General features: G+C 67.9%; 27 protein-coding genes. 15 read left to right on the forward strand and 12 right to left on the reverse strand.

Going from position 1 to position 26,386, the window contains the following annotated elements; all coding sequences use genetic code 11:
* Nucleotide 1 precedes the first annotated feature (1 nt).
* Entirely contained in the window at nucleotides 2-1,840 is a 1,839-nt protein-coding gene (locus VQ067_RS02880) for a nitric oxide reductase activation protein NorD (protein WP_003129146.1), read from the forward strand.
* A gap of 6 nt (nucleotides 1,841-1,846) precedes the next feature.
* On the opposite strand, the gene VQ067_RS02885 is transcribed toward VQ067_RS02880, so the two are convergent.
* The 3 genes from VQ067_RS02885 to VQ067_RS02895 form a co-directional block, all read right to left on the reverse strand.
* Nucleotides 1,847-2,041 (reverse strand): hypothetical protein, encoded by a 195-nt coding sequence (locus VQ067_RS02885; protein WP_003084889.1) that lies wholly within the window; start codon nucleotides 2,039-2,041, stop codon nucleotides 1,847-1,849.
* A gap of 83 nt (nucleotides 2,042-2,124) precedes the next feature.
* The gene (dnr, locus tag VQ067_RS02890) at nucleotides 2,125-2,808 is read right to left on the reverse strand and encodes a transcriptional regulator Dnr (RefSeq protein WP_003084891.1); all 684 of its coding nucleotides are present in this window, start codon (nucleotides 2,806-2,808) and stop codon (nucleotides 2,125-2,127) included.
* A 353-nt stretch (nucleotides 2,809-3,161) separates the two neighbouring features.
* Nucleotides 3,162-4,040, reverse strand: coding sequence for a LysR family transcriptional regulator (locus VQ067_RS02895; RefSeq protein ID WP_003084893.1), 879 nt, complete (start codon nucleotides 4,038-4,040; stop codon nucleotides 3,162-3,164).
* Nucleotides 4,041-4,141: 101 nt separating this feature from the next.
* Between VQ067_RS02895 and VQ067_RS02900 the strand changes: the two genes are divergently transcribed.
* Genes VQ067_RS02900 through VQ067_RS02915 form a run of 4 tightly spaced genes read left to right on the forward strand, consistent with a single transcriptional unit; the run spans nucleotide 4,142 to nucleotide 6,966 of the window.
* A complete protein-coding gene (locus VQ067_RS02900) occupies nucleotides 4,142-4,843 on the forward strand; it encodes an MOSC domain-containing protein (RefSeq protein ID WP_003129147.1) in 702 nt (233 codons plus the stop codon).
* Complete coding sequence (locus VQ067_RS02905; RefSeq protein ID WP_003101561.1) at nucleotides 4,840-5,076, forward strand: hypothetical protein; 237 nt, start codon at nucleotides 4,840-4,842, stop codon at nucleotides 5,074-5,076. Before VQ067_RS02900 ends, VQ067_RS02905 begins: the two co-directional genes overlap by 4 nt.
* On the forward strand, nucleotides 5,069-6,250 hold the full coding sequence (locus tag VQ067_RS02910; protein WP_003117940.1) for an aspartate aminotransferase family protein: 1,182 nt from the start codon (nucleotides 5,069-5,071) through the stop codon (nucleotides 6,248-6,250). Before VQ067_RS02905 ends, VQ067_RS02910 begins: the two co-directional genes overlap by 8 nt.
* A complete protein-coding gene (locus tag VQ067_RS02915) occupies nucleotides 6,250-6,966 on the forward strand; it encodes a type 1 glutamine amidotransferase (RefSeq protein WP_033990547.1) in 717 nt (238 codons plus the stop codon). Before VQ067_RS02910 ends, VQ067_RS02915 begins: the two co-directional genes overlap by 1 nt.
* Nucleotides 6,967-7,040: 74 nt before the next feature.
* On the opposite strand, the gene VQ067_RS02920 is transcribed toward VQ067_RS02915, so the two are convergent.
* The gene (locus VQ067_RS02920) at nucleotides 7,041-7,304 is read right to left on the reverse strand and encodes a hypothetical protein (protein ID WP_003084903.1); all 264 of its coding nucleotides are present in this window, start codon (nucleotides 7,302-7,304) and stop codon (nucleotides 7,041-7,043) included.
* 285 nt (nucleotides 7,305-7,589) lie between these two features.
* On the opposite strand from VQ067_RS02920, the gene VQ067_RS02925 reads away from it, so the two are divergent.
* The 3 genes from VQ067_RS02925 to VQ067_RS02935 all read left to right on the forward strand — a co-directional run bounded on the left by VQ067_RS02925 (nucleotide 7,590) and on the right by VQ067_RS02935 (nucleotide 11,279).
* Nucleotides 7,590-9,080 (forward strand): helix-turn-helix transcriptional regulator, encoded by a 1,491-nt coding sequence (locus VQ067_RS02925; RefSeq protein ID WP_340080805.1) that lies wholly within the window; start codon nucleotides 7,590-7,592, stop codon nucleotides 9,078-9,080.
* 337 nt (nucleotides 9,081-9,417) lie between these two features.
* Nucleotides 9,418-10,707, forward strand: coding sequence for an NAD(P)/FAD-dependent oxidoreductase (locus VQ067_RS02930; RefSeq protein ID WP_033990548.1), 1,290 nt, complete (start codon nucleotides 9,418-9,420; stop codon nucleotides 10,705-10,707).
* 17 nt (nucleotides 10,708-10,724) lie between these two features.
* Complete coding sequence (locus VQ067_RS02935; protein WP_003084911.1) at nucleotides 10,725-11,279, forward strand: helix-turn-helix domain-containing protein; 555 nt, start codon at nucleotides 10,725-10,727, stop codon at nucleotides 11,277-11,279.
* Between the two features lie 138 nt (nucleotides 11,280-11,417).
* On the opposite strand, the gene VQ067_RS02940 is transcribed toward VQ067_RS02935, so the two are convergent.
* The 3 genes from VQ067_RS02940 to VQ067_RS02950 all read right to left on the reverse strand — a co-directional run bounded on the left by VQ067_RS02940 (nucleotide 11,418) and on the right by VQ067_RS02950 (nucleotide 13,652).
* On the reverse strand, nucleotides 11,418-12,443 hold the full coding sequence (locus VQ067_RS02940; protein ID WP_003121802.1) for a TPM domain-containing protein: 1,026 nt from the start codon (nucleotides 12,441-12,443) through the stop codon (nucleotides 11,418-11,420).
* A gap of 3 nt (nucleotides 12,444-12,446) precedes the next feature.
* Nucleotides 12,447-13,055, reverse strand: coding sequence for a LemA family protein (locus VQ067_RS02945; RefSeq protein WP_003084923.1), 609 nt, complete (start codon nucleotides 13,053-13,055; stop codon nucleotides 12,447-12,449).
* A gap of 87 nt (nucleotides 13,056-13,142) precedes the next feature.
* A complete protein-coding gene (locus VQ067_RS02950) occupies nucleotides 13,143-13,652 on the reverse strand; it encodes a disulfide bond formation protein B (protein WP_003101580.1) in 510 nt (169 codons plus the stop codon).
* Between the two features lie 227 nt (nucleotides 13,653-13,879).
* Here VQ067_RS02950 and VQ067_RS02955 point away from each other — a divergent pair, with 227 nt between their 5' ends.
* The 3 genes from VQ067_RS02955 to VQ067_RS02965 all read left to right on the forward strand — a co-directional run bounded on the left by VQ067_RS02955 (nucleotide 13,880) and on the right by VQ067_RS02965 (nucleotide 15,737).
* Entirely contained in the window at nucleotides 13,880-14,710 is an 831-nt protein-coding gene (locus VQ067_RS02955) for a DMT family transporter (RefSeq protein ID WP_003084928.1), read from the forward strand.
* A gap of 69 nt (nucleotides 14,711-14,779) precedes the next feature.
* Complete coding sequence (locus VQ067_RS02960; protein ID WP_003101585.1) at nucleotides 14,780-15,166, forward strand: MAPEG family protein; 387 nt, start codon at nucleotides 14,780-14,782, stop codon at nucleotides 15,164-15,166.
* Nucleotides 15,167-15,278: 112 nt separating this feature from the next.
* Nucleotides 15,279-15,737: a c-type cytochrome gene (locus tag VQ067_RS02965; RefSeq protein WP_003110213.1), complete on the forward strand. Its 459-nt coding sequence runs from the start codon at nucleotides 15,279-15,281 to the stop codon at nucleotides 15,735-15,737.
* Between the two features lie 191 nt (nucleotides 15,738-15,928).
* Here the strand turns inward: VQ067_RS02965 and VQ067_RS02970 are convergent, their stop codons facing one another.
* Nucleotides 15,929-16,348, reverse strand: a complete 420-nt coding sequence (locus VQ067_RS02970; RefSeq protein ID WP_015649728.1) for a DUF1090 domain-containing protein — start codon at nucleotides 16,346-16,348, stop codon at nucleotides 15,929-15,931.
* Nucleotides 16,349-16,597: 249 nt separating this feature from the next.
* On the opposite strand from VQ067_RS02970, the gene VQ067_RS02975 reads away from it, so the two are divergent.
* Nucleotides 16,598-17,566: an alpha/beta hydrolase family esterase gene (locus VQ067_RS02975; protein ID WP_031686349.1), complete on the forward strand. Its 969-nt coding sequence runs from the start codon at nucleotides 16,598-16,600 to the stop codon at nucleotides 17,564-17,566.
* A 3-nt stretch (nucleotides 17,567-17,569) separates the two neighbouring features.
* On the opposite strand, the gene VQ067_RS02980 is transcribed toward VQ067_RS02975, so the two are convergent.
* Nucleotides 17,570-18,313: a metallophosphoesterase gene (locus VQ067_RS02980; RefSeq protein WP_003110215.1), complete on the reverse strand. Its 744-nt coding sequence runs from the start codon at nucleotides 18,311-18,313 to the stop codon at nucleotides 17,570-17,572.
* Nucleotides 18,314-18,517: 204 nt separating this feature from the next.
* On the opposite strand from VQ067_RS02980, the gene VQ067_RS02985 reads away from it, so the two are divergent.
* The gene (locus VQ067_RS02985) at nucleotides 18,518-19,822 is read left to right on the forward strand and encodes a ferredoxin reductase family protein (protein ID WP_031686350.1); all 1,305 of its coding nucleotides are present in this window, start codon (nucleotides 18,518-18,520) and stop codon (nucleotides 19,820-19,822) included.
* Nucleotides 19,823-19,878: 56 nt separating this feature from the next.
* Here the strand turns inward: VQ067_RS02985 and metK are convergent, their stop codons facing one another.
* On the reverse strand, nucleotides 19,879-21,069 hold the full coding sequence (gene metK, locus VQ067_RS02990; protein ID WP_003084948.1) for a methionine adenosyltransferase: 1,191 nt from the start codon (nucleotides 21,067-21,069) through the stop codon (nucleotides 19,879-19,881).
* A 15-nt stretch (nucleotides 21,070-21,084) separates the two neighbouring features.
* Nucleotides 21,085-22,086, reverse strand: coding sequence for an ArsR/SmtB family transcription factor (locus VQ067_RS02995; RefSeq protein WP_003113231.1), 1,002 nt, complete (start codon nucleotides 22,084-22,086; stop codon nucleotides 21,085-21,087).
* Between the two features lie 246 nt (nucleotides 22,087-22,332).
* Between VQ067_RS02995 and tkt the strand changes: the two genes are divergently transcribed.
* Together tkt and VQ067_RS03005 are read left to right on the forward strand one after the other, a co-directional pair.
* The gene (gene tkt, locus VQ067_RS03000; RefSeq protein ID WP_023095141.1) at nucleotides 22,333-24,330 is read left to right on the forward strand and encodes a transketolase; all 1,998 of its coding nucleotides are present in this window, start codon (nucleotides 22,333-22,335) and stop codon (nucleotides 24,328-24,330) included.
* Entirely contained in the window at nucleotides 24,330-25,394 is a 1,065-nt protein-coding gene (locus VQ067_RS03005) for a hypothetical protein (protein WP_033957749.1), read from the forward strand. The genes tkt and VQ067_RS03005 overlap by 1 nt, the downstream gene beginning before the upstream one ends.
* Here VQ067_RS03005 and otnI read toward each other — a convergent pair.
* Nucleotides 25,375-26,172, reverse strand: coding sequence for a 2-oxo-tetronate isomerase (gene otnI / locus VQ067_RS03010; RefSeq protein WP_003084956.1), 798 nt, complete (start codon nucleotides 26,170-26,172; stop codon nucleotides 25,375-25,377). The two genes, VQ067_RS03005 and otnI, sit on opposite strands and share 20 nt — an antisense overlap.
* Between the last annotated feature and the right edge of the window lie 214 nt (nucleotides 26,173-26,386).

The raw sequence follows: 26,386 nt of genomic DNA on the forward strand, positions 1-26,386 counted from the left end.
GATGGCCTTCGCCGTCGAGCTGGAGGAATGGGTCGGCGCCCACTGGCACCGCTTCATCACCCGCCATGCCAGCGGCGAGTTCGAGGCGGCGCGGGTGACCCTGGAGAGCATGCGGCGTCCGCTCGGCATGCTCTTCCGGGCGCTCGGCGGCGCACCGGGGGTAGCCCTCGAGGCGACCCCGGCGCGCCGCCTGCTGCTACGCCGCACCTGGTTGCAGCGGGTCGCCGGGACCTGCGAGCAGGCCCCGGTGTCCTGGTTCAACGGCGACAGCCTGCGCCTGCCGGAATCCCTCGCGGTCTATCCGCAGGCCGAGCTGAACCGCGAACTGTATCGCTGGCTGGCGCTGCTGGCGGCCAGCGCCGGGCCGCTGCGGCACTGGGCCCAGGACAACCAGCGCTGGGCGCGGCAGTTGCTCGATGCCTATCCGGCGCTGCGCCCGCGCTACGCCCGGCTGGTCGCCGCGCATCTGCGCCAGCGCCCGTCGCTGGACGATTGCCCGGCGGCAGACGCCGAACTGGAAATCGCCCTGCGCCGCGCGCTTGCCGAGCCGGGCAGCGTCGAGCGCTTCCCGCGAGTCGAGCGGGCGCCCTGGCCGGTGCCGCTGTGGCTGTATCCCGGCGAGCGCTGGACGCCTTCCGCCAGCGCGGAGGACGGCGAGGAAGCGGCCGCCGGCGCCGGCAAGCGCCAGGTCGCCCGCAGCGGAGCGCGCAAGCGCGCCGAGCGCATCGAGGAGCGCGACAGCGAACGCAACCTGCTGCTGTTCCGCCTGGAAAGCCTGCTCAGTTGGTCGGAGCACCTGGCCCTGGACCGCTGTAGCGACGACGAGGACGACCCGGACGGCGCGCGCGTCGCCGAAGACCTCGACTACCTGTCGCTGTCGCGCCAGCGCACGCAGAAGGGCGGCGGCCTGCGCCTGGATCTCGACCTGCCGGCCGCCGACTACGATGACCTGCCGCTCGGCCCCGGGCTGAAGCTGCCCGAGTGGGACTATCGGCAGCAGCGCCTGCTGAGCGACCACGTGCTGCTGCAACCGATGCGGCCGCGCGGCGCGACCAGCGCCAGCCTGCCGGCGCACCTGGAGAAGACCGCGCTGCATCTGCGCCGCCAGTTCGCCTGCCTGCGCGACGGCCGCCAACGCCTGCGCCAGCAGCCGCAAGGCGACGAGATCGACCTCGATGCCTGGCTCGACTTCCAGGTCGAGCGGCGGCGCGGCGGTTCCACCCAGCCAGGCCTGTTCCTCGAACAGCGGCCGCGCCGGCGCGACCTCGCCTGCCTGTTGCTGGCGGACCTGTCGATGTCCACCGAAGCTTACCTCGACGACCAGCGGCGGGTGATCGACAGCATCGTCGACAGCCTGCTGCTGTTCGGCGAGGCATTGCAGGCACTGGGCGACCCCTTCGCGCTGTACGGGTTTTCCTCGGTGCGCCGGCAGCAGGTGCGCTGGCAGGTGCTGAAGGACTTCGACGAAGGCTACGGCGGCGAGGTCCGCGGTCGCGTGCTGGCGCTCTCGCCGGGCTACTACACGCGGATGGGCGCGGCGATCCGCCGGGCCAGCCAGGTGCTCGGCGGGCAGCCGCAGAAGCGTCGCCTGCTGTTGCTGTTGAGCGACGGCAAGCCCAACGACCTGGACCGCTACGAGGGCCGCTACGGCATCGAGGACACCCGCCAGGCGGTGATCGAGGCGCGCAGCCAGGGACTGGTGCCCTTCTGCATCACCATCGACAAGGAGGCGGCGGACTACCTGCCCTACCTGTTCGGCGCCGACGGCTTCGCGCTGGTCGAGCGCGCCGGGCAGTTGCCCGAGCGCCTGCTCCAGCTCTATCGGCGCCTGCGCCGCTGAGAGGCCTCAGGGAACATCGCGCGGCAGCCAGAGCATCATGCCCAGGCAGAACAGCGCCAGCCCGACGCAGAACCAGGCGAAGCGCCGCTGCCGGCGACCCTGGAGCTGGCGCTGGGAAGCGCTGGGCAGTGGCATGCCGCACTGTTCGCAGGCGCTTTCCGCGCCTTCGGTTTCATGGAGGCAATACAGGCATTGGCGCATGGGCGTTCTCGCGGGCTCGACCCCGCCAGCTTGCCGGTGGACGGGCCGTGGCGCGCTTGACCGCGATCAAGCGGCGGGGCTGTTCACTCGAAGCACTCCAGGCGTTCGCGGTCGAGGATGCTGATTTCGCGGCCGTCGAGGCGGATGATGCCCTCGTCGCCGAGGCGGTGCATGATCCGCGAGAAGGTTTCCGGCTGGATCGACAGGTGACCGGCCACCAGTTGCTTGGCCACCGGGATTTCCACCCGGCAGTTCTCCCCCGGCGCGTGGGCGGCGAGGGTCAGCAGGTAGCGCACCACGCGGTGGGTGGCGTTCTTCAGGGAAAGCGTCTCGATCTCGTCGATGCGCTGGTGCAGGCGGGTGCTGAGCTTGGCCAGCAGGGCCAGGGCCAACGGGGTGTTGTCCTGCAACTGGCGCAGGTAGGCCTTGTTGGAGAAACGGAACAGCTGGCTGGGCACCACGGCCTGGGCGGTGGCCACGTAGTTCGGGGTGTCCATGAACATCATCGCCTCGGCGAAGGTGTTGCGTTCGTTGGTCACTTCGAGAATCTTCTCCTGGCCTTCCGGGGTCAGCCGGTAGATCTTCACGCAGCCGGAAATCAGGTAGTAGAAGGCGTGCGCCGGCTCGCCCTGGCGGAACACGTAGGCGCCCTTGTCGAGGTTGACCAGGTCGCTGCTGGCGAGCAGTTCCTGGAGCTGGACGGGAGAAAGCGGTTCGAACAGGTGGTGGCTTTGCAGCAACTGCTGGTGGACGCGCTGGAATTCCATGCTGGGAAGGCTCGCGATGATGAGGGGACTGGCCACTGTAGCGGGCCCGGCGCAGATCATCTTGACGCACGGCAAGCTCCCGGCGGCTGGGTGTTGCCGTCGGTCCGGCGAGCGGAACTATTACAGCGTGTAAGCCAAGGCTTACAAACGGCGGTGGTTTTGGCTGCTTTCTCCCCCTCGCGGAGATGCGTAATCTTCAAACCGTCAGGACATTGCGCAGGAAGCGCCAAAGACAATACGGAAACTCAGGGAATCCACCATGGATGGTGGCGTAGCACGGATGTCAGGATAGAGGTCTGCAAAACCCCGCCCAAAAGGCGGGGTTTTTTATTGCCCGAGGAAAACCGCGTCGCTCAGACCACGCCTTCCAGCAGCGAGCGCAGCAGCTCGACGCTGGCGTGCTGGCGTTGCGCGTCGCGGTAGACCAGGCCGACCTTCAGCGGGATGCGCGGTTCGCTGAGCGGTTTCCACAGCAGCCGCTGGTTCGAGTGCATCTGCCGTGCCTTGCCCGGTAGAACGGTGGCGAAGCGGGTCTGCGGCAGGCTGTCGAGAATCCCGCTCATGTGGTTCAGTTCCGCCTGCACCCGCGGCCGCCGGCCGATCGCGGCGAGTTGCTCCTGCCAGATCTGGCGCGCACGGAACTCCTCGCCGAGCAGCAGCATCGGCAACTCCGCGGCCTGGGCCAGGGACACCTTCCTGAATTCCTTCAACGGGTGTTCCTCGGGGATCACCAACTGCAATTCGTCCTCGTACAGCTCGACGCTGTGCAGGCCCGGCTGGCGCGGCGGCAGGAAACCGATGCCGATGTCCAGGTTGCCGGTGAGCAGGCGCCGCTCGATGTCGATTCCCGACAGTTCGTAGATCTGCACCCGCAGGTGCGGCTGCGCGGCATGCAGGCGTTCGACCATGTACGGCACCAGGCTGGCGTTGACCGTCTGCAGCACGCCGATCGCCAGGCTGCGCGGGGTCTGCCCGCGGAATACGCGCATCGCCTCGCGGGCCCTTTCCAATCCCTCCAGCAGCGGTACCGCATGGTTGTACAGGGTGTGGGCGGCGACGGTCGGCAGCAGGCGCTTGCCGCTGCGCTGGAACAGCGAGACGTCGAGGTTCTGCTCCAACTGGCGGATCTGCTGCGAGAGGGCCGGTTGCGACAGGGCCAGGCGTTCGGCGGCGCGGCCGACGTGGCCTTCTTCGTAGAGCGCGACGAAATAGCGGAGTTGGCGAAAATCCATAAGCTGTTCTTATCGATGAAACTGGAAAATCGAAATGGAGTGGGTCCCGCGTGAGGCACTAGTCTAGCTGCATTGGCGGTACATCGGGTGGTCGCGGAGCAATGGAGCAGATAGTCGTAAACGGTGTTTTCATAGGTAAAGTCGAAGAAACCTGGGGCGGATTGGTCAGCGCGATCGACAAGCTGCCGGTCGAGCAGGAGTTCTGGCTGGGCCACGATGGCCTGCCCGGCGACGAACAGGCCGACATCCGCCACCACGGCGGCCTCGAGCGCGCTCTCCATCACTATCCCGCCGAGCACTACCGCTACTGGCGCAAGCGCCACCCGCTGAACCGCTGGCAACTGCCGGCGTTCGGCGAGAACATCTCGACCTACGGCATCACCGAAGCCGAGGTCTGCATCGGCGACCAGTTCCATTGGGGCGATGCCCTGCTGGAAGTCAGCCAGCCGCGTTCGCCCTGCTATCGCCAGGGCCAGCGCTGGAATCTTCCCGAGCTGCCCGACGAATTGCAGAGCGGCGGCCGCTGCGGCTGGTTCTATCGGGTCCTGCGCAGCGGCATGGTGACTCCCGGGGACCAGCTGAAGCTGGTCCAGCGGCATTACCCTGAACTGACCGTCGCCCGCCTGTTGCAGTGGTATTTCGGCGATCCCCTGGAGCCTCTCGGGTTGCGCCAGATGATGGCCTGCGACGCGCTCTCCCAGCGTTGGCGCAAGACAGCGGCGAAACGCCTGTCCAGCGGCGTGGTGGAAGACTGGGGGCCGCGCCTGCACGGGCCGTCGGATTACCGGGAGCATGCCTCTTGAGCGACTACCTGATCACCCTGAGCCAGTCCGGCCGGCTGTTGGCCAGCATGACGGTGAGCGCCGCGCGCTTTGCCGAGGTGCGCGAGCTGATGCGCCAGCGCTTCCCCGCCGGCGACGGCTTCGAACTGCGCATCGAAACGCGCCGGGAAAGCCGCCGGCTGCTGGAACAGGGGCCGCAGGGCGTGCGCTTGCTGGCGGTGGAGTACATGACCGAGGAACTGAAAGATGGCTGATGCGCTGGATAGCCTGCGCCTGATGCGCACCCAGGAACGGCCCGAACAGGTGTTCGTCCGTGGCCAGGGCTCGTGGCTGTGGGACAGCGACGGACGTGCCTTCCTCGACTTCACCCAGGGCCTGGCGGTGAACTGCCTTGGCCACAGTCCCAGCGTGCTGGTCCAGGCCCTGGCCCGGCAGGCGCGGGAGCTGGTCAGCGCCGGCCCCGGCCTGCTCAACCGGCCGGTGCTGGCATTGGCGCAGCGCCTGTGCCTGGCGACCGGCAGCGACCAGGCCTACTTCCTCACCAGCGGCGCCGAGGCCAACGAAGCGGCCATCGCCCTGGCGCGCAAGTGGGGCCGCCTGCATCGCGGCGGCGCGCAACGGATCGTCAGCACCGTCAACAGCATCCATGGACGCACCCCGGGCACCCTGACGGCTTGTGGCAAGCCGGCGCAGCATGGCCTGGAGGGATTCGCCAGGGTGCCGTTCAACGACCTCGACGCCATGGCCGCGGCCATCGACGAAGAGACGGTGGCGGTGATGCTGGAGCCGGTGCAGGGCGATGCCGGGGTGATCCCGGCGACCCTCGACTACCTGCGTGGCATCGAGCGGCTGTGCCGGCAGCGTGGCGTCCTGTTGATCCTCGACGAGGTGCAGACCGGCATCGGCCGCTGCGGCGCGCTGCTGGCGGAGGAACTGTACGGGGTACGCGCCGACATCGTTACCCTCGGCAAGGGCCTCGGCGCCGGGGTGCCGCTGTCGGCGCTGCTGGCGCGTGGCAACGCCTGTTGCTTCGAACCGGGCGACCAGCTTGGCACCCACCACGGCAACGCGTTGATGACCGCTGCCGGGCTGGCGGTACTGAATACCGTGCTGGAGCCGGGTTTCCTGGAGCAGGTGCGCGAGCAGGGCACCCACCTGCGCGATGGCCTGGCCCGTGTCGCGCGTCGCTATGGGCATGGTCCGCTGCGCGGCCAGGGACTGTTCTGGGGGCTGCCGCTGATCGGCCAGCGCGCGCCGGCGGTGGTTCGCGCGGCGTTCGGCGAAGGCCTGCTGATCAACGCGCCGCAGCCGCACTGCCTGCGTTTTTCCCCGGCGCTGACGGTGAGCCGGGCCAACGTCGACGAAATGCTGCGGCGACTGGAGCGGGCCCTGGCCCGGGTCGCCAACCGACACGAGGAGGTGGCCTGATGCGCGCCCTGGTATTGCAACACGTTCCCTTCGAAGGCAGCGCGCGGATCGGCGACTGGATCGGCCGCCACTGCGAGCACGAGCACGTCTGCTACCTCTACGCCGACGCCCACCTGCCTGCGCTGGACAGCTTCGACCTGCTGGTGGTGATGGGCGGGCCGATGAGCGTCCACGACGAAGCGCAATATCCCTGGCTGGTGGCGGAGAAGCGTTTGATCCGCGCGGCGCTGGATGCCGGCAAGAAGGTCCTTGGCATCTGCCTCGGCGCGCAGCTGCTGGCCCAGGCGCTGGGGGCTGCGGTACGCCCGGGACGCCAGGCGGAGATCGGCTGGTGGCCGCTGCACAGGTACAGCCAGGCGCTGGGCTCGCCGCTGGGCGAGCGCCTGCCGGAACGGCTGATGGCGTTCCACTGGCACGGCGAGACCTTCGACCTGCCAGTCGGCAGCGTGCCGCTCTATGGTTCGGCTGCCTGCGCCAACCAGGGCTTCATCTGGAACGAGCAGGCTATCGGCCTGCAATGTCACCTGGAAAGCACCGCGGAGAGCATCGAGGCGCTGCTCGATGCCTGCCCGCAGGACCTGCAACGGGAAGGGGCGGTGCAGAGCGCCGGGAGGATCCGCCAGGGTGTCGCGCATTGCCGCGAGGTGGCGCCGGTGCTGTTCCTGTTGCTCGATTACCTGGCGCATCGGCCGGCGGAGATCGCACGCCGGGCCTGATCGCCAGAAAGATTCCTCTGTCCTCGCATGCGCCTCCGGACGTCGTTTTGGTCCTGTGGGGCGCTTTTTTTATTCTAGGCTGCGTGCTTTCCCAACCAGGGCTCCAGTAGTGCCAGGTCGCGACGCAGGCTTTCGGCGAACAGGTGCAGGCGGGTGGGGTTGTCCAGCTCGCCGGGCTGGATGCCGACGAAGGTGAAGGTTTCGTCGTGCTCTCGGGCGGCGACATTGATACTGACGGTGCCGTCGTAGTGCATCCGGCACTGGCAGTCGTAGCCTTCCAGCGCCTGGTTCAGGCTGCGCTGGATCTCGCCGAGATCGGGGTGCTTGTTCTTGCTCATCGCATCGCTCATGCAAGGGGATGGGGCTTTCTTCTCGTGCAGGGCGAGTCGGGTGGATGCGTCGACGACCTCGGGACCGAGGGGCGGCGTAGCCTCCCGGCCGGCGCGGCGTCTGGGCTTCCCGCCCGGACATTGCTTCCTGTATCGCCAGGGTAGGGGTGCCTCCGCTATCGTTTCGCGATGCAAATGCACTAGCACCGCTAGTGCAATCGTCACGCGTGCGCGGTCAGGGCGGGCGGGCATCCTTGCTGCCCCCGGAAAATCGCTCCATCCAAGAGGAACAGCATGAACGACCAGGTACTGCGTACCCATACCGACCGCCGCCAGTTGCAGCAGATCATCGCCGGTCTTACCGAAGGGGTGATCCTGATCGAGCCGGACCAGCGCATCCTCTGGGCCAACGAGGCGGCCCTGGCGATGCACGGCGTCGATTCGCTGCAAGGCCTGGGCGCCGATACCGGCGAGTATCGCGAGCGCTTTCGCCTGCGCTACCGCAACAATCATCCGCTGCAGGAGGGCCAGTACCCGGCCGAGCGCCTGGTGGCTGGCGAGTGCTTCAGCGACGTGGTGGTGGAAGTGTTTCCCGCCGCCGACGAGGACACCCGCTGGGTGCACCGCGTGCGCGGGTTGGTGCTGACCACCCCCGAGGACAAGCCCGACTGCCTGGTGCTGATCCTCCACGACGCCACCGAGTGGGCCAGCGCCGAGCAGCGCTTCGAGAAGACCTTCAATGCCAACCCGGCGCCGGCGGTGATCTGCCGGCTCAGCGACTACCGCTACGTGAAGGTCAATGTCGGTTTCCTGGAAATGACCGGCTATGCCCGCGACCAGGTGATCGGCCGTTCGGTGTACGAGCTGGACGTACTCGACCAGGCCGAGCGCCGCGAACTGGCGGTGGAACGCCTGGGCGCCGGCGAGACCATCCCGCAGATGGAGGCGAGCCTGCGGGTGGCGGAGGGCGGACGCAAGTGCGTGGTGGTCGCCGGGCAACCGATAGAGGTCGGCGAGGAGGCCTGCATGCTCTTCACCTTCACCGATCTCGAACCGCGGAAGAAGGCCGAGGAGGCCCTGCGCAAGAGCGAGGAGCGCTTCGCCAAGGCCTTCCGCATGGCACCGGTGCCGAGCCTGGTGCTGTACGGCGACGACCTGCAGGCGCTGGACATCAACCAGGCCTTCAGCGAAACCTTCGGCTACCAGGCCGAGGAACTGCTCGGCGAGTCCACCGTCGCCTGCGGGCTGTGGCAGGACGGCGGCGCCGAGCGCCTGGGCGAGCTGCTGGCGCAGAGCGGCAGCGTGCGCAACGTCCAGCTGCGCCTGCAGCACAAGGATCGCAACGGCCTGGACTGCCTGGTCTCGGCCGAGGCGGTGAGCCTCAACGAGCAGGACTGCGTGCTGGTGGCCTTGCTGGACATCAGCGACCGGCGGCGCACCGAAATGGAGCTGGTGCACGCCATCGAGACGGTGATGCAGGACGCTTCCTGGTTCAGCCGCACCCTGATCGAAAAGCTCGCCAACGTGCGCCGCGCCAACGCGCCGGGCACCGGCGCCGAACTGGCCGACCTGACTGCGCGCGAGCGCGAGGTGTTCGACCTCATCTGCCAGGGCCTGGCGGACAAGGAGATCGCCAAGGAACTGGGCCTGGCGCCGAACACCGTGCGCAACCACGTGGCGACCATCTACGCCAAGCTCGATGTCCACAGCCGTGGCGAGGCCATCGTCTGGGCACGCGAACGCGGATTCGCGCCGGAGCCGCGCAACGGCAACGGGCGCAAATAAACGAAGAGGGTACGAATGCACCAGGGCGGCTGGTGCATTCGTACCTGTCGCCCGCTCCCGTCGGCGCCGACACTGGCGCAGCACGCCCGGCATGCCCCCGCCCGTGGTCGTGCACCTTTTCTCCGCGGCGCGAGCCGCGCCGTCCGCACGTCTGTTCCCCTCGCCAGTTTCGCTCTGGCGGGGGGCTTCCCGCCTCCTTTCGAATATTTGCCCCTCTGCCTCTGCTGGTGCGCGACGGCATCCTGCCGGCCGTTTGCGAATGCTCGGGACTGGTGTCGTGAAATTTTAAGTGTTATTTTTCATGAAAAATAACCAATATAATTTCACGGAGGTCGCGATGTTCCTGCAATCCAACGAGCATGTCGGCACTTACTACGCCGCCGTCAATCCCGAACTGATCCAGCCGCGCCAGTCCCTGGAGGGCGACCTCGACTGCGAGGTGCTGGTGGTCGGCGCCGGTTTCAGCGGCTTGCACACGGCGCTGCGGCTGGTCGAAGGCGGACGCCAGGTATGCGTCATCGAAGCCAGCCGGATCGCCTGGGCGGCCTCCGGGCGCAACGGCGGGCAGGCGCTGCCCGGCTGGTCCAGCGACCTGCCGCCGCTGGAGGCCGACCTCGGCTACGAAGGCGCACGCCGTCTCTGGGACGGCATGCTCTGGGCGGCCGGCGAGATGCGCGAGTTGCCGCAGCGACATGGCTTCGACTGCGACTACCGGGTCGGCCACCTATGGACGGCGATCCTGCCGCGCCGGGTCGGCCTGCTCTACGACTGGCAGGCCGAGGCCAACCGTCGCTGGGGCTACGAGGGGCTACGCTTCGTGGCGAAGGACGAGTTGCCCGAATGGATCGCCAGCGAGCGCTACCTTGCCGGTCTCTACGATCCCCACGCCGCACACCTGAATCCGCTCAAGCTGGCGTTCGGCCTGGCCGCCGCCATCGAGCGCGCCGGCGGGCGTATCCACGAGCGGACCCGGGCCCTGAACTATCGCGAGGAGGGCGACGGCTACCGGGTCCGTACCGAGCACGGCGAGATCCGCTGCGCGGCGCTGGTGCTGGCCTGCAACGCCTACATCGACGGGCTGGACAGCGAGCTGTTGCAACGGATGCTGCCGGTGGGCACCTATCAGGTCGCCACTGAGCCGCTCGGCGAGGAACGGGCGAAGTCGTTGCTGCCGCGCAACTGCTGCGTGACCGACAACCAGTTCGTCCTCGACTACTTCCGCCTGACCCCGGACCACCGCCTGCTGTTCGGCGGCGGCTGCACCTACCTGGGCGGCATGCCCAGCGACATCCGCGCCGCCACCCGGCCCTATCTCGAACGGGTGTTCCCGCAGTTGCGCGGGGTGGCGCTGGAATACGCCTGGGGCGGGCATATCGACTGCAGCATGCGGCGCACCCCGGACATCGGCCGGCAGGGCAACCGCTACTGGCTGCAAGGCTACTCCGGCCACGGCGTGCTGCCGAGTCTGGCGGCGGCCAGGGCGGTCAGCGACGCGCTGCTCGGCGACGACGAGACCCTGGCGCTCTACCAGCGTCTGCGCAATCCGAAGTTTCCCGGTGGCCAGCGCTTCGCCGCGCCGCTGGAAGCCCTGGGCAAAGCGTATTACCGTTTGCGCGACCTGTTCTGAGAGGGCCCGGAGCCGAGATGAGCGAAGTAGCCGACGACCTGGCGGAGATCGCCAGCCTGGTGCGCGAATTGCGCAAGCGCAAGGGCATCACCCTGCAGGCGCTGGCCGACGGCATTCGCCGTTCGGTGGGCTTCGTCTCCCAGGTCGAGCGCGGCCTGTCGCGGCCGGCGGTGGACGACCTGGTCGCCATCAGCCAGGTGCTCGGGGTGCCGGCGACCTACTTCTTCTGCTCGCCGAAGACCCAGGCCTCGCCCTGGGTGACCCGTCCGGGCGAGCGTCGGACCCTGGCCTACGCTCGTGGCGCCAGCGACAACCTGGTGTCGCCGCGTCTTGGCGGTGCCTTCTTCATGCTCGAAACCTGCCTTGAAGCGGGTGCCGACAGCGGCGAGCGCGACCTGCTGGACAGCTCGGAGCAGGGCGGCTACGTGCTCGAAGGCGAGCTGACCCTGTGGCTGGAGGACGAGGAGCTGCGCCTGCAGGCCGGCGACGGTTTCCAGATTCCCAGCCATATGCGCAGCCGCTATGCCAACCGCAGCCAGGCGCCGGTCAGGGTGCTCTGGGTATACGCCTGACGAGGCGAGTTACCCTGTCGTTTGCCGGATAACGCCGGGGAAAGGCTGGCGTCGCCCGTTGCGCGAAGACTTCCGGCATCGGCGAGAACCGTCGCCGACCGATGAAAAAAGCCCGAGGCACAGGCCTCGGGCTTTTCGTCACCAGCGTCCGGAGGCGCCGCCGCCGCCGCTGGAGCCGCCGCCACCGCGGAAGATGCTGCCACCGCCGCTGCCGCCTCCCCCACCGCCGCCGCGACTATTGAGGATGGCGCTGAGAATGGCCATCAGCACTTCGCCGGGAAGCAGGAACAGGGCGTAGATGAACAGGGTCGGGGCCAGTACGCCGAGACTGTCGTCCGCCGCGCGGTCGACGTTCTGCCACAGGCCCATGCTCAACAGCCAGGCCAGGCCGGCGACCGCCGCGCTGCAAAGCAGGAAGCGGCCGATGCTGCGCCGCCGCATCCACTGCAACGGCAGCAGGCGTCCGAGCAGGGCCACGGCGAGCAGGACCGCCACATAGACACCGAGGTAGACCGGATTGCCCCAGAGCTGTCCGCTCAGGCCGCTCTTCTTCTTCGGCTCCGGCGGGGCGCTGTCATACACCTCACCCTCGTCGACCGGTGCCGGCAAGGCCCGCGGCGGCGTGGCCTCGGGAACCGCCGGCAAGGCGTCGACGGGAGCGCTGGCGGTCGCGCTGTCCGGGTTCTTCTCGGCATCGATCAGTTGCACCAGGCTGTCCACGCCGGCCTGGATGCCGCCATAGAAATTGCCCTGGCGGAACTGCGGCGTGATCTGCTCGCTGATGATCCGCCCGGCCTGGACGTCGGTGATGGCCCCTTCCAGGCCGTAGCCGACCTCGATGCGCAGGGTGCGGTCGTTCTTCGCCACCAGCAGCAGGACGCCGTCGTCGACCTTCTTCTGGCCCAGCTTCCATTTCTCGAAGGTACGCACCGCGTACTCCTCGATGGAATCGTCGCCGGTGGTCGGGACCAGCAGCACCGCGAGCTGCGCGCCGCTCTTGGCTTCCAGGGCGGCGAGCTGTTGCTCCAGGTGCTGGCGCTGGTCGCCGGAAAGGGTCGCGGTGAGGTCGGTGACCCGCGCCGTCAGCGCGGGTATCGGTGGCACATCGGCCCAGGCGACCAGGCTGGCGAGCAGCAGCCCGGCGCCCAGTAGCAGCCGGCGCATGGCTTACTGCGCCGGTTGCGGGTTGCCGAAATCGACTTTCGGCGCGGTGGAGATGGCCGCTTCGTTTTCCACGCTGAAGTTCGCCTTGGGCTTGTAGCCGAACAGCTTGGCGGTGATCACGCCGGGGAACTGGCGCAGCAGCACGTTGTATTCCTGTACCGACTTGACGTAGCGGCCGCGAGCGACGGCGATGCGGTTCTCGGTGCCTTCCAGTTGGGTCAGCAGGTCCTTGAACAGGCCGTCGGCCTTCAGTTGCGGGTAGTTCTCGGTGACTACCAGCAGGCGCGAAAGCGCCGAGCTCAGTTCGCCCTGGGCCTTTTGGAAGCGCTGCACGGCCTGCTCGTCGTCCAGTTGGTCGGCGTTCAGCTGCACGCTGCCGACCTTGGCCCGGGCCTCGGTGACCTGGGTCAGGACCGACGCCTCATGGGAGGCATAGCCCTTCACCGTGCTGACCAGGTTGGGCACCAGGTCGGCGCGCCGCTGGTACTGGTTGAGCACTTCCGACCAGGCGGCTTTCACCTGTTCGTCGCCGGCCTGCATGGCGTTGTAGCCGCAGCCGCTGAGCAGCAGGGCGAGGACGGGAAGGAGGGCATTTCTGAGGAATCGAGGCATGGTGGTACTCATCCGGGTTGAGAAAGCTCGATTGTAGACCAGCCAATGGCCAGCACGTTCCTTGTGCCGGCACGGATATCGGCGCTGTCAGGCGGTGCGGCGGCCGAACGCCAGCTTGGCCGCCAGGGCCAGCAGGCAGAACACGAACAGCGCCAGCGACCAGACCGCCATGGACTGGCCGAGCAGGGTCCAGACCACTTCGCCGCACAGCCCCTCGGGCTGGAAGACCTGCGGCAGCCAGGTGTCCAGCGGTATCCATTCGGGGAAGCCCATGAACATCTTGCAACTGCCCATGCCCTGGGCAGCCAGTTTCTCTTCCGCGACCAGCGACCAGGCGTGGTAGATCCCGCCCAGGCTGGCGGCGAGCATGCCCAGCGCGGCGATGCCGCCGGCGATCCGCGAACGCGGGGCGAGGCTGCCGACGATCCCGGCGAGCACCAGGCCGAGCACGTCCAGGCGAATGAAGATGCACAGCGAGCAGGGCGCGAAGCCGCGCACGTGCTGGAGGTAGAGGACGAAAGCGAGGATCAGCAGGCCGCCGATGGCGACCGCGGGCCAGAACAAGCGGTTGTCGAGGGGCTTGAGGAGAGCGCTCAAGGCAGGGATTCCTGTGTCGTTGATAAGGGAGGCCGGGCCGGCACTGTGCGGCGCTGGCCGATGGTAGTCCATCAGGATTGCCCGAAGATTAAGCCGTTTGACGTAACGATGTCTGCTGCATGTTTCTCCGCTTTCGTAGGAGCTTTCAGGGAAAAACGCCGCAACGGGGTGAGCATCTGGAGGCTCCGCCGGGATAGACTATCTTGGTCTATACCAAAAGGACCATCATGCTAGCCACCAGCCTGGTGCTGTGCGCCGCCGTTCTCCACGCCACCTGGAACACCCTGGTCAAGTTCAGCAGCGACCGCTTGCTGGTCGTCGCCTGCATGGACGTGGTCGGCGTGCTCTGCGCCATCCTGCTGTTGCCCTTCGTCAGCCTGCCGCCGGCCGAAGTCTGGCCCTGGCTGCTCGGCGCCACCGTCCTGCAACTGCTCTACCGGGTACTGCTGATCGAGGCCTACAAGGTCGGCGACCTGGGCCTGGTCTATCCGCTGATGCGCGGGCTGTCGCCGCTGGTGGTGCTGGGCCTGACCCTGGCGTTCGGCGGCGAGCAGCTCAGCGGCCGGCAGATCCTCGGCATCCTGTTGATTCCCTTCGGCATGCTTTGCCTGCTCTGGGGCGGCGGCGGTTCGCGGCTGCCCTGGCGGACCCTGCCGGTGGTGCTGCTGATCGGCCTGTGCATCGGCGGATACACCTGGAGCGACGGCAACGCCCTGAAGCGCTGGCCGTTGGCGCTGGACTACCTGGTCTGGCTGACGCTGCTCTCCGGCCTGCCGTTCCCGCTGATCGCAGCCGGCGCGCGAACCCGCGCCTTCGCCCGCTTCTGGGCGCTGGAGTGGAAGCTCGGCCTGGCGGTCGGGGTCTGCGTGTTGGCCAGCTACGGCCTGGTGCTGTGGGCCATGCAGCTGGGGTCGATCGCCGAAGCGGCAGCGTTGCGCGAGACCAGCGTGCTGCTGGCGGTGCTGTTCGGCATGCGCTTCCTCAACGAGCCGTTCGGACTGCCACGCCTGCTGGCGTGCGGCCTGGTGCTGGCCGGAATGCTGCTGATGAAGCTCTGAAGGAGCTGTGCCTTTACAGAACGAGCGGCGCCAGCTTGAGTTGCAGTTCCACAACTACAAGGAACTGCCATGACCATCGCTTTCTGGTGCGTGCTGATCGCGATCTTCCTGCCTTACGTCTGTACCTCCATCGCCAAGTTCGGCGGGGAGGGCTACGGCGGTCGGGCCAACGCCGACCCGCGGGCGTTCCTCGGTTCGCTCGAAGGCTTCCGCCGGCGTGCCAACAACGCCCAGTTGAACGCCTTCGAGGTGACCCCGGCGTTCGCCGCGGCGGTGATCATCGCCCATCTGGTCGGCAACGCTTCGCAGGCGACCCTGGATAGCCTGGCCATTGCCTGGATCACCAGTCGCCTGCTCTACGTCATCTGCTACCTCGCCGACTGGGGGCCGTTGCGCTCGCTGGTCTGGTTCGTCGGCATGCTGCTCATCGCCGCGTTCTTCGTGGTTTCCGCCTGAGCAGCCCGCTGCGGCCTATGGCCGCAGTGCGGGCGCGCGGCTCTGGATCAATCGGCGGTGGCGGCGGATAATCCGCCGCTTCCGTGATCGACCCTGAAAAAAGAGCCTTGCCATGAAGCTGAAGTCCCTGCTCGTCGTGCTGCTGGCCGGCGTCGCCCTGAGCGGCTGTCACCGTATGGATCCCAATTCGCCCGAGGCCAAGCGCCAGGCGATCTTCAAGGAAATGCTACGGACCAGCGAGGACATGGGCGGGATGCTCCGCGGACGCCTGCCCTTCGACGCGGAGAAGTTCCGCGCCGGATCGGCGAAGTTGCACCAACTGGCCGACCAGCCCTGGCAGTACTTCCCCAGTCCCAAGGCCGGCGAGGAGGGCGAGGACACCCGCGCCAAGGACGAGGTCTGGCAGCGCCAGCAGGAGTTCAAGGCCGCCACCCAGGTCTTCATCGACGCGATGAACCGTCTCCAGGACAACACTCGCCAGGCCACGCCGACCCCGGATGGCGTGCGCAAGGACTTCGCCGCGGTGGAAGACGCCTGCGAAGCCTGCCACAAGAAATTCCGCGCGCTCTGAGGCCGGACCGGGCGTCATACGCCCTGCCTGGAAGGCGCGAGGGGTAGGGCGAATGAGCGCTGGCGCTCATTCGCCGTTGCGGCAGCGCTGGGCGGCACCTGGTGTCCCGCTGCGGCGCGGATGGCGGGTAACGCCGTGGGTGTCATACGCCTTACGTGGGAGGCGCGAGGCGTAGGGCGGTACCTGGTGTCCTACTGTGCCTGGGCCTGTTCCAGGCCTTTCTTGGCCTCTTCCAGTTCGGCGCGGGCCTCGGCCAGCTTGGCCTTGCGTTTCTCGATCTTCTCCGGATCGCCCTTGCCCATGGCCTTGCGCAAATCCTTCTCGCGTTCGCTGACCTCGCGCTCGCTGTCGATCACCTTCTGCTTGTTCTCCCTCAGCAGGCCGGCTTCGGTGCAGTGTTCCTTGACCTCGGAGAGGGCCTTTTCCAAGCCGGCCACCTGGCCTTCGTTGGCGAACGAACGGGCCGTTTCCAGCTTCGCCTCGATGGCGGCCTGCTTGGCGGCGCAACCGCTGAGCGGGGCGCCTTTGATGGTGCCCGGCTGGGCGGCGGAGAGCGGCAGGGAGACGGCGAGCAGCAGCCCGGCCAGCGGCAGTGAAGGACGAATGGACATCGGTTGGCTCCTTGATCGAACGGCCGGTGCGGTTGCCGGACGACGGCTCGGCCGAGCGTCCTGGCAGGCGGATGAGGCAGGCGGCAGCCGGCGTGACAAAGGCGCAAGTGTGCCAGCAAACGGCACGGTTGTGGTTGTCCGGGAGCAAAGTACGCCGCCCCGGGGTCTCTGGAGAAGGGCCATGGTTCGGGCATTCCGGCGCAACCCGGCCTAACGTTGTCCGAAGACGCCGAGAACGGGAGAACCGCGATGCGTACGCTGATCCGCCTGGTTCGCACGCTTATCCTGCTGCTGGTCCTGGCGCTGCTCGCCGGCGCCTGGTGGTGGCTGCAGGACGAGGCCCTGCGCACCCCCGCGCTGGCCGGCCACAGCGAGGACTCGAGCCTGAAGGTCGCGGGCCTGCGCCGGCATTACCTGCTCTACGTGCCGCCGGGCGTGACCGAGGGAGCGCCGTTGCTGGTGGTGCTGCACGGCTCACGGGGCGACGGCGCGCAGATGCGCCGCATCAGCGGCTACGGCTTCGACCGGCTGGCGGCGCAAGAAGGTTTCCTGGTGGCCTACCCGGACGGCTTCGAGGGCCACTGGAACGATTGCCGCAAGGCCGCCAGCTATTCGGCGCGGCTGCGTGACGTCGATGACGTGGCTTTCCTCCGCGCGCTGGTGGCGCGGCTGGCCCAGGAATACCGCGTCGATCCGCAGCGGGTATATGTCGCCGGCTACTCCAATGGCGGCCAGATGGCTTTCCGCCTGGCCGCCGAAGCACCGGGGTTGCCGGCGGCGATCGCAACGGTGGCGGCGAGCCTGCCGACCACGGAGAACGATGCCTGTCGGCCGGTCGAGCGGCCGACCGCTGCGTTGCTGATCAACGGCACGCGCGATCCGATCAATCCCTATCTCGGCGGCAAGGTCAGCCTGTTCGGCTTCGGCGACCGGGGCGCGGTACGCTCGACCCTGGACTCGGCACGCTGGTGGGCCGGCCTGAACGGCATCGCAGCGCCGCCGGACGTGGCGCCGCTGACCCGTCCCGGCCCGGTCTGGACCGAGCGCCAGCGCTGGCAGGAAGACGGCCATCCGCCGGTGGAGCTGCTCAGCGTGCATGGCGCCGGCCACGTGCTGGCGCAGCCGGACTATCGCTTCCCGCGGATTCTCGGCAAGAGCGACCCGGAACTGGACGCGCCAGTGGAAATCTGGCGCTTCTTCAGCCAGTTGCCGCGCTGAGGCTCAGACCTCGAAGACGAATTCCGGACGGAACCCGCCTCTCTCGTGGGGATAGCCGCCCGGATTGGCCAGCACCCGTGCCCGGCCGATGCGGTAGTCGAGGGCATCGTGGACGTGACCGTGCAGCCAGTAGTCGGCCTGCGCCACCAGTTCGTCGAGGTTGGAAGCGAAGGCTGGCGAGAGCGGGTTGCCGACGAACTGCGGCGGGATCGACAGCGCACTGGGCGCGTGGTGGCTGACCACCAGCGTCGGGCCGTCGTGGGGCCGCGCCAGCTGTTCGGCGAGCCAGTCGCGCGAGGCTCGGTGCAGGGCGATGCTCTGCTCGGGGGTGAAGTCGCCGCCGAACCAGTCGATGCAGCTGAAGTCCGGCATCGATTGCAGGGCCAGCTCATGGGCGGGCGCATAGCCGTCCGCGCCATAGAGCTGGAAGTCGGTCCACAGGGTGGCGCCGAGGAAGCGCGCCGGGCCGATCCGTGCTTCGTCGTTTTCCAGGAAGTGGATCTCCAGCGCCCGGGCGATATTGCGCATCGCCTGGGTCAGGTCGGTCATTTCCGAGGAGTAGAACTCATGGTTGCCGGCGACGTAGACGATCTCGCTGTCGGCGAAGGTCTCGCGGGCCCAGTGCAGGCCTTCCAGGTGGCTGTGGATATCGCCGGCCAGCACCACCACGTCGGCCTCGACCTCTGGCAGTTGGCGTCGCCCGTCGAAATGTTCGTGGTGGAGGTCGGACAGCAGGCGGATCTTCATGGCACGGCTCGGCGGTAGGCGCGGCGGACCAGCATAGCTCCACCCACCCCGGGGTTGAAGGCCGACAACGATTGACGCAGGTCATGGCTGTGCGGGAAAACCTCGCTGGCCTCGCTAATTCCCCCATGAAGTTAAGGGACAATTAAGACTGGACGCGCAGGGTTCATTCCAGCGATTCGCGCGTTCTGTCGGGGAGTGGTGCCAATGAAACTGTTATGGGGAGTTCTCGCCGCCGCGCTGGCGGCCTGGGGCCTGACGCTGGCCGTCGATCCGCCGGCGAGCCTGGATATCTGGGTGGTGCGCAAGCAGGCGATCCTGCTTACCGGGGTAGCGTCCTTCGCCCTGATGTCGTTGATCATGCTGCTGGCGGTGCGTCCGGTCTGGCTGGAGAAGCCGCTGGACGGGCTCGACCGCATGTACCGCCTGCACAAGTGGGCGGGCATCCTGGCCATCGTCCTAGGCCTGTTGCACTACCTGCTGGAGTTGGCCGGTCCCTGGCTGGCGGGTATCGTCGGCAAACCGGTGAAAGGCCCGCGGGTGGAAACCTTCCTCGATGTCTTCCGTGGCTCGGCCAAGGAGTTGGGTGAATGGTCGGCGTGGATTCTCGGCGGGATGCTGCTGATCACTCTCTGGCAGCGCTTCCCGTATCACCTCTGGCGTTATGTGCACAAGGCGTTGGCCCTGGTCTACCTGGTACTGGCCTTCCATTCCGTGGTGCTCGCCCCGGCCAGCTACTGGAGCCAGCCGGCCGGTTGGCTGGTGGCGGCCTGCGCTCTGCTCGGTTCGGCCTGCGCACTGTTGTCTCTGAGCGGGCGGATCGGTCGCGCGCGCCGCCATGCGGGCGTGGTCACCGCCGTCGAGCGGCACGGCGAAAGCCTGCTCGAGGTGACCTGCCGGCTGCAGGGCGACTGGTCGCACAGGGCCGGGCAGTTCGCCTTTCTCACCTGCGACCGCCTGGAGGGTGCCCATCCGTTCACCATCGCCAGCGCCGACCGCGGCTGCGGCGAGGTGCGCTTCAGCATTAAGGCGTTGGGCGACTACACCCGGCGCCTGCAGGACAACCTGGAGGTCGGCGCCAGGGTCGAGGTGGAGGGGCCATACGGCTGCTTCGACTTCCGCCGTGGCCTGGCCGGGCGGCAGGTCTGGGTCGCCGCCGGGATCGGCGTGACGCCGTTCATCGCCTGGCTGGAGTCGCTGCAGGCCGCGCCGGAAAGCGCGCCGTCGGTGGAGCTGCACTATTGCGTGCGCAATTCCCAGGAAGCGCTGTTCGCCGGGCGCTTGCGCGAGCTTTGCGAACGCTTGCCCAGCGTGACCCTGCACATCCGCTATAGCGACGAGCAGGGCAAGCCGCAGGCGGCGCAACTGGGCGTGCTGAAGAGCGCCGAAGGACGCTGGCCGAGCGTCTGGTTCTGCGGTCCGCAGGGGCTGGCCGACAGCCTGCGCCGCGATCTGCGCCGGCAGGGCATGCCGCTGCGGCTGTTCCACCAGGAAGCCTTCCGCATGCGCTGAGCCTGCCGGAAACGAAAAAGCCCCGCCGAAGCGGGGCTTTTTCATCGCGCGGTCGCTCAGAGGCCGGCGGCGTCGCGCAGGAGAGCGGCCTTGTCGGTCTTCTCCCAGGTGAACGCGGTGAAGGTATCGCCGTCCACGGTCAGCTCGAACGGATGACGACCGAAGTGGCCGTAGGCCGCGGTCGGCTGGTACATCGGGTGGAGCAGGTCGAGCATCTTGGTGATCGCGTACGGGCGCAGGTCGAAGTGCTCGCGGACCAGTTGCACGATCTTCTCGTCGCTGACCTTGCCGGTGCCGAAGGTGTTGATCGAGATCGAGGTCGGCTGGGCCACGCCGATGGCGTAGGAAACCTGGATCTCGCAACGCTCGGCGAGGCCGGCGGCGACGATGTTCTTCGCCACGTAGCGGCCGGCGTAGGCGGCGGAGCGGTCGACCTTGGACGGGTCCTTGCCGGAGAACGCGCCGCCGCCGTGGCGGGCCATGCCGCCGTAGGAGTCGACGATGATCTTGCGTCCGGTCAGGCCGCAGTCGCCGACCGGGCCGCCGATCACGAAGTTGCCGGTCGGGTTGATGTGGAACTGGGTGTCCTTGTGCAGCAGCTCGGCCGGCAGCACCTGCTTGATGATCAGCTCCATCACGCCGTCGCGCAGGTCGTTATAGGAGACTTCCGGGTTGTGCTGGGTGGACAGCACCACCGCATCGATGCCGACCACCTTGCCGCCTTCGTAGCGGCAGGTCACCTGGGACTTGGCGTCCGGGCGCAGCCATGGCAGCAGGCCGGACTTGCGCGCCTCGGCCTGGCGCTCGACCAGGCGGTGGGAGAAGCAGATCGGCGCCGGCATCAGCACGTCGGTCTCATTGCTGGCGTAGCCGAACATCAGGCCCTGGTCGCCGGCGCCCTGGTCTTCCGGCTTGGCCCGGTCGACGCCCTGGTTGATGTCCACCGACTGCTTGCCGATGATGTTCAGCACGCCGCAGGTGGCGCCATCGAAGCCGACGTCGGAGCTGTCGTAGCCGATGTCGATGATGACCTTGCGCACCAGCTCTTCCAGGTCGACCCAGGCGGAGGTGGTGACTTCACCGGCGATGATCGCCACGCCGGTCTTGACCAGGGTTTCGCATGCCACGCGAGCGTACTTGTCCTTGGCGATGATGGCGTCCAGCACCGCGTCGGAGATCTGGTCCGCGATCTTGTCCGGATGGCCTTCGGACACGGACTCGGAGGTGAAAACGGAATATTCGCTCATCAATCGGTTCCTACATTACCGGTGGGTGAGGCGGCTTTCGGATGCATCCCTGGCGAAGTGCCGGACCTGGATCTGGAAGCCATTGCGTAAACCAATGTAAAGACTCTCGCCGGGCGTGAGCCCTGCGGCGTCGGCCCACTGGGCCAGGTCCTCCTGTTCGAAACCCAACCAGAGGTCGCCGCAGGCCTCCCTGGCCCAGCCCTGGTTGTGCCGGCACAAGTCCGTCACCAGCAGGCTGCCGCCCGGATGGACCAGGCGGGCCAACTGTTTCAGCGCCTCCGCCGGCGCGGCGAAGTGGTGCAGGACCATGTTCAGCACCACGCAATCGGCCGGTTCGGCGGCATCCTGCAGGGCATCGGCCAATTCCAGGCGGACGTTGCCCAATCCTTCTTCCTTGCAGCGCTGGCGCGCCAGTTCCAGCATCGCCGCGCTGTTGTCCAGCGCCGTGACCTGGCGGAAACGCCTGGCGAGTTCCGGCAGGAACCCGCCGTCCCCCGGGCCGACCTCCAGCGCCGTGGCGCCGGGGGCGAAGGCCAGTGCGTCGAGCAAGGCCAACACGCTCTCACGGTATTGCGGCAGTCCTGCGATCAGGTCCTGCTGGGCCTGGAACTTGTCCGCCGCGCGGGCGAAGAAGTCCTGGCTGACCGCCGCGCGCTGGGCGTGCACGGCATCGATCCGCGCCCGCACGTCGTCGGGTAGCGCCCGTTCGTCCACTTCCTCCAGCAGCGCCGCGTGCAGCGCGCCGCCGGTGCGTTCGGCCAGGGGCAGCGAACGTCGGTAGAAGATCGCGTTGCCTTCGCGGCGCGTCGCCACCAGCCCGGCCTGGGCCAGCACCTTGAGGTGGTGGCTCATGCCCGACTGGCCGATGGCGAAGATCTGCGCCAGCTCCAGCACGCCGAACGAATCGTTGGCCAGGGCGCGCAACACGTTCAGTCGCAGCGAGTCGCCAGCCGCCTTGCACAGCGCGGCGAGCGGGTCGTAGTCGTCTGGTCGTATCGAAGGCACGCGAAGGCTCATGGAGGCGCAGTCTAGTACCGGGTCCGAACCCCGGCAATGCCTGTATCAAAAATTTTTGATATTGATGACGGGTGGCCGTCGCGCAATTGCAATCCGGCTGCGCCAGGCTTCTGGCAAAACCGGTCGGCAGCGACATACTGTCCCCCTGCCGATCTGTCATTGCCCCTTGGGCCTTCGGTGGGCGAAAATGGCGCCCTTTTTTTCACTCCTGGTCTTCCGACCAGCAACCCCCGTAGGAGAATTGCGATGCCCAGCCGTCGTGAGCGAGCCAATGCCATCCGTGCACTGAGCATGGATGCCGTGCAGAAAGCCAACAGCGGCCACCCGGGCGCCCCGATGGGCATGGCCGATATCGCCGAGGTCCTCTGGCGCGACTACATGCAGCACAACCCGAGCAACCCGCAGTGGGCCAACCGCGACCGCTTCGTGCTGTCCAACGGCCACGGCTCGATGCTGATCTACTCCCTGCTGCACCTCACCGGGTACGACCTCGGCATCGAGGACCTGAAGAACTTCCGCCAGCTCAACTCGCGCACCCCGGGCCACCCGGAGTACGGCTACACCGCCGGCGTCGAGACCACCACCGGCCCGCTCGGCCAGGGCATCGCCAATGCGGTGGGCATGGCGCTGGCGGAGAAGGTCCTGGCCGCCCAGTTCAACCGCGACGGCCACGCGGTGGTTGACCACTACACCTACGCCTTCCTCGGCGACGGCTGCATGATGGAAGGCATTTCCCATGAGGTCGCCTCGCTGGCCGGCACCCTGCGCCTGAACAAGCTGATCGCCTTCTACGACGACAACGGCATTTCCATCGACGGCGAGGTCCACGGCTGGTTCACCGACGACACCCCGAAGCGCTTCGAGGCCTATGGCTGGCAAGTGATCCGCAACGTCGACGGGCATGACGCCGACGAGATCAAGACCGCCATCGATACCGCCCGCAAGAGCGACCAGCCGACCCTGATCTGCTGCAAGACCGTGATCGGCTTCGGCTCGCCGAACAAGCAGGGCAAGGAAGAGTGCCACGGCGCGCCGCTGGGTGCCGACGAGATCGCCGCGACCCGCGCCGCGCTGGGCTGGGAGCACGCTCCGTTCGAAATCCCGGCGCAGATCTACGCCGAGTGGGACGCCAAGGAAACCGGCGCCGCCCAGGAAGCCGAGTGGAACAAGCGTTTCGCCGCCTACCAGGCCGCCCATCCGGAACTGGCCGCCGAACTGCTGCGCCGCCTGAAGGGCGAGCTGCCGGCCGACTTCGCCGAGAAGGCCGCGGCCTACGTCGCCGATGTTGCCAACAAGGGTGAGACCATCGCCAGCCGCAAGGCCAGCCAGAACGCGCTGAACGCCTTCGGCCCGCTGCTGCCGGAGCTGCTCGGCGGTTCCGCCGACCTGGCCGGCTCCAACCTGACCCTGTGGAAGGGCTGCAAGGGCGTCAGCGCCGACGACGCCGCCGGCAACTACGTGTTCTACGGCGTGCGCGAATTCGGCATGAGCGCGATCATGAATGGCGTCGCCCTGCACGGCGGTTTCATTCCCTACGGTGCGACCTTCCTGATCTTCATGGAATACGCGCGCAACGCCGTGCGCATGTCCGCACTGATGAAGCAGCGCGTGCTCTACGTGTTCACCCACGACTCCATCGGCCTCGGCGAGGACGGCCCGACCCATCAGCCGATCGAACAACTGGCCAGCCTGCGCCTGACCCCGAACCTGGACACCTGGCGCCCGGCCGACGCGGTCGAGTCGGCGGTGGCCTGGAAGCACGCCATCGAGCGTGCCGACGGTCCGTCCGCGCTGATCTTCTCCCGCCAGAACCTGCCGCACCAGGCGCGCGACGTCGCCCAGGTGGCCGACATCGCCCGCGGCGGTTACGTGCTGAAGGACTGCGCCGGCGAGCCGGAACTGATCCTGATCGCCACCGGTTCGGAAGTCGGCCTGGCCGTGCAGGCCTACGATAAGCTCAGCGAGCAGGGCCGCAAGGTCCGCGTGGTATCGATGCCATGCACCAGCGTCTACGAGCAGCAGGACGAGTCCTACAAGCAGTCCGTGCTGCCGGTGGAAGTCGGCGCGCGCATCGCCATCGAGGCCGCCCATGCCGACTACTGGTACAAGTACGTCGGTCTCGACGGGCGCATCATCGGCATGACCAGCTTCGGCGAGTCGGCTCCGGCCCCGGCGCTGTTCGAGCACTTCGGCTTCACCCTGGACAACGTCCTGGCGGTGGCCGAGGAGCTGCTGGAAGACTGATGCACACGCTCTACTGGCGGGACCTCGAAAGCCCCGCCAATGGCGAATGGCTGGGCCTCGCGGTCCAGGTGGAGGGCGCCCATCGGGCGCCCTCTTTCCTTCATCTGCAATCCGGCGGCCAGGCCCGCATCCGTCTGATGCGCGGCGATCAGCCGCTGCTCTGGGCCACCCAGTTGCCGTACCACGATGGCATCTGGCTGGTGAAGAGCCTGGTCGCGGCGAGCCCGGCGCAGGCCAGCGTGCCGCCCATCGACTCGCCGACCCTGGAAGCCTTGCGCGGCCTGCGCGGCGAGGCCCGCTACAAGGCCTGGAGCCGGCATTTCGTCGAGGCCCTGCGCGCCAGCCCGGGCAGTTGCCTGGAGGCCGGGCGCTGGTTGCTGCGCCTGTCGCTCGCCGAGCAGGTGCCCGCCTGGCAGCCACCGCAGAGCCACGATCCGCGCGAACGGGTGCTGGAACGCTGGCGCTACCGCAGCGTCGGGCGCGACGCACTGTTGCCGGACTGGCGCTTCTACAGCCTGGAGAAGGTCCTCGACGACGACTGGGTGCAGTGGCTCGACTGGTGGGGGCGCGACAACGACGCCCTGATCGCCCTGCGCCGGGTCGAGGATGACGAGGGGCGGGTCAAGTGGTGGCGCAAGAAGGCCCGCGAAGGCGAGCTGCCGCCGGTGCTGGCGCTGCGCCTGAACTGCCTGGATGCCTGCGTGATCCTCGATGGCCACTGCCGGCTGCGCGCCGGCCTGCTGGAGAACGTCGCGCCGGAGATCCTGGTGCTCTGCGCCTACGACGAGCAGCCGATGCCGGTGGATACGGCACAGCGCGAACGGGTGCTGCAATCGCTGGCGCAGCGGGTCGACGCGCCGGTGCGCCGTGGACGCCGGCCGCTGGATAGCGAACAGCTCAACCAGGTGCTGCTGCGCCTGTTCGACGACCGTCCCTGGCCGCGAGTGCTGACCCGTGCACGCGCGGTGCTGAAGGAAGAACAGTGGTGCGCGGAAGTGCGCGACTGGCTGGCCGCCCGCGAGCGCCTGGACGCGCTGGAGCCGATCATCCGTCGCGTCGAGTAGCGCGCCAGCGCCGCAGCCATTCCAGGCCTGCCGAGGTGTCGCCGCGCGGACGGTACTCGCAGCCGATCCAGCCCTGGTAGCCGAGCCGGTCGAGTAGCTCGAACAGGTAGGGGTAGTTCACTTCGTTGTCGTCATCCGGCTCGTGGCGGTCGGGTACCCCGGCGATCTGGACATGGCCGATATTGCCGATGTCGCGACGCAGGGTGGTGGCCAGGTCGCCCTCGACGATCTGGCAGTGGTAGCAGTCGAACTGCACCTGCAGGTTGTCCGCGCCGACCTCGCGGCAGATGGCCTGGGCGTCGTCCTGGCGGGTGAGGAAGAAGCCCGGCATGTCGCGGTTGTTGATCGGCTCTATGAGCACCGTCAGCCTGGCGCCGGCGGCTTCGCGGGCGGCATGGGCGAGGTTGTCGAGGTAGGTCTCGCGGTGGCGGATGCGGTCGGCGCCGGCCGGCAGCAGTCCGGCCATGACATGGATGTGGCGGTTGCCGAGGACCTGGGCATAGTCGATGGCCTGGGCGATGGCGCGGCGGAATTCGGCCTCGCGCCCCGGCAGGCTGGCCAGGCCGCGCTCGCCCTTGTCCCAGTCGCCGGGTGCGGCATTGAACAGCACCTGGCGCAGGCCGTGGTCGTCCAGCCGGGCCTTCAGTTCGGCCGCAGGGTAGGCATAGGGGAACAGGTACTCCACGCCCTCGAAGCCGTCCGCCGCGGCGGCGGCGAAGCGTTCGAGGAAGTCGTGGCGGGGGTAGAGCATGCTGAGGTTGGCGGCGAAGCGGGGCATCTGGCGCTCCTGGCGGTCGGTGGATGCGGGCGAGCCTTGCACAGCGGAACGCGGTCGCGCCAGCCAGGTGTCGCATGAATCGTTTCAGCGCCAGCGCGCGAGCCGTCGCCGCGGCGCATGCCGCGCCGCGCGGGTCGCGGACGGTTCCCAGGCGGGCCCATCCCCCGCATAATTGGCGCCTTTCACTGGCCCCTTGCCGGAGCTATCCCTGCCG

This window comes from Pseudomonas sp. KBN12P06040, assembly GCF_037574965.1.
Lineage (GTDB): Bacteria > Pseudomonadota > Gammaproteobacteria > Pseudomonadales > Pseudomonadaceae > Pseudomonas > Pseudomonas aeruginosa.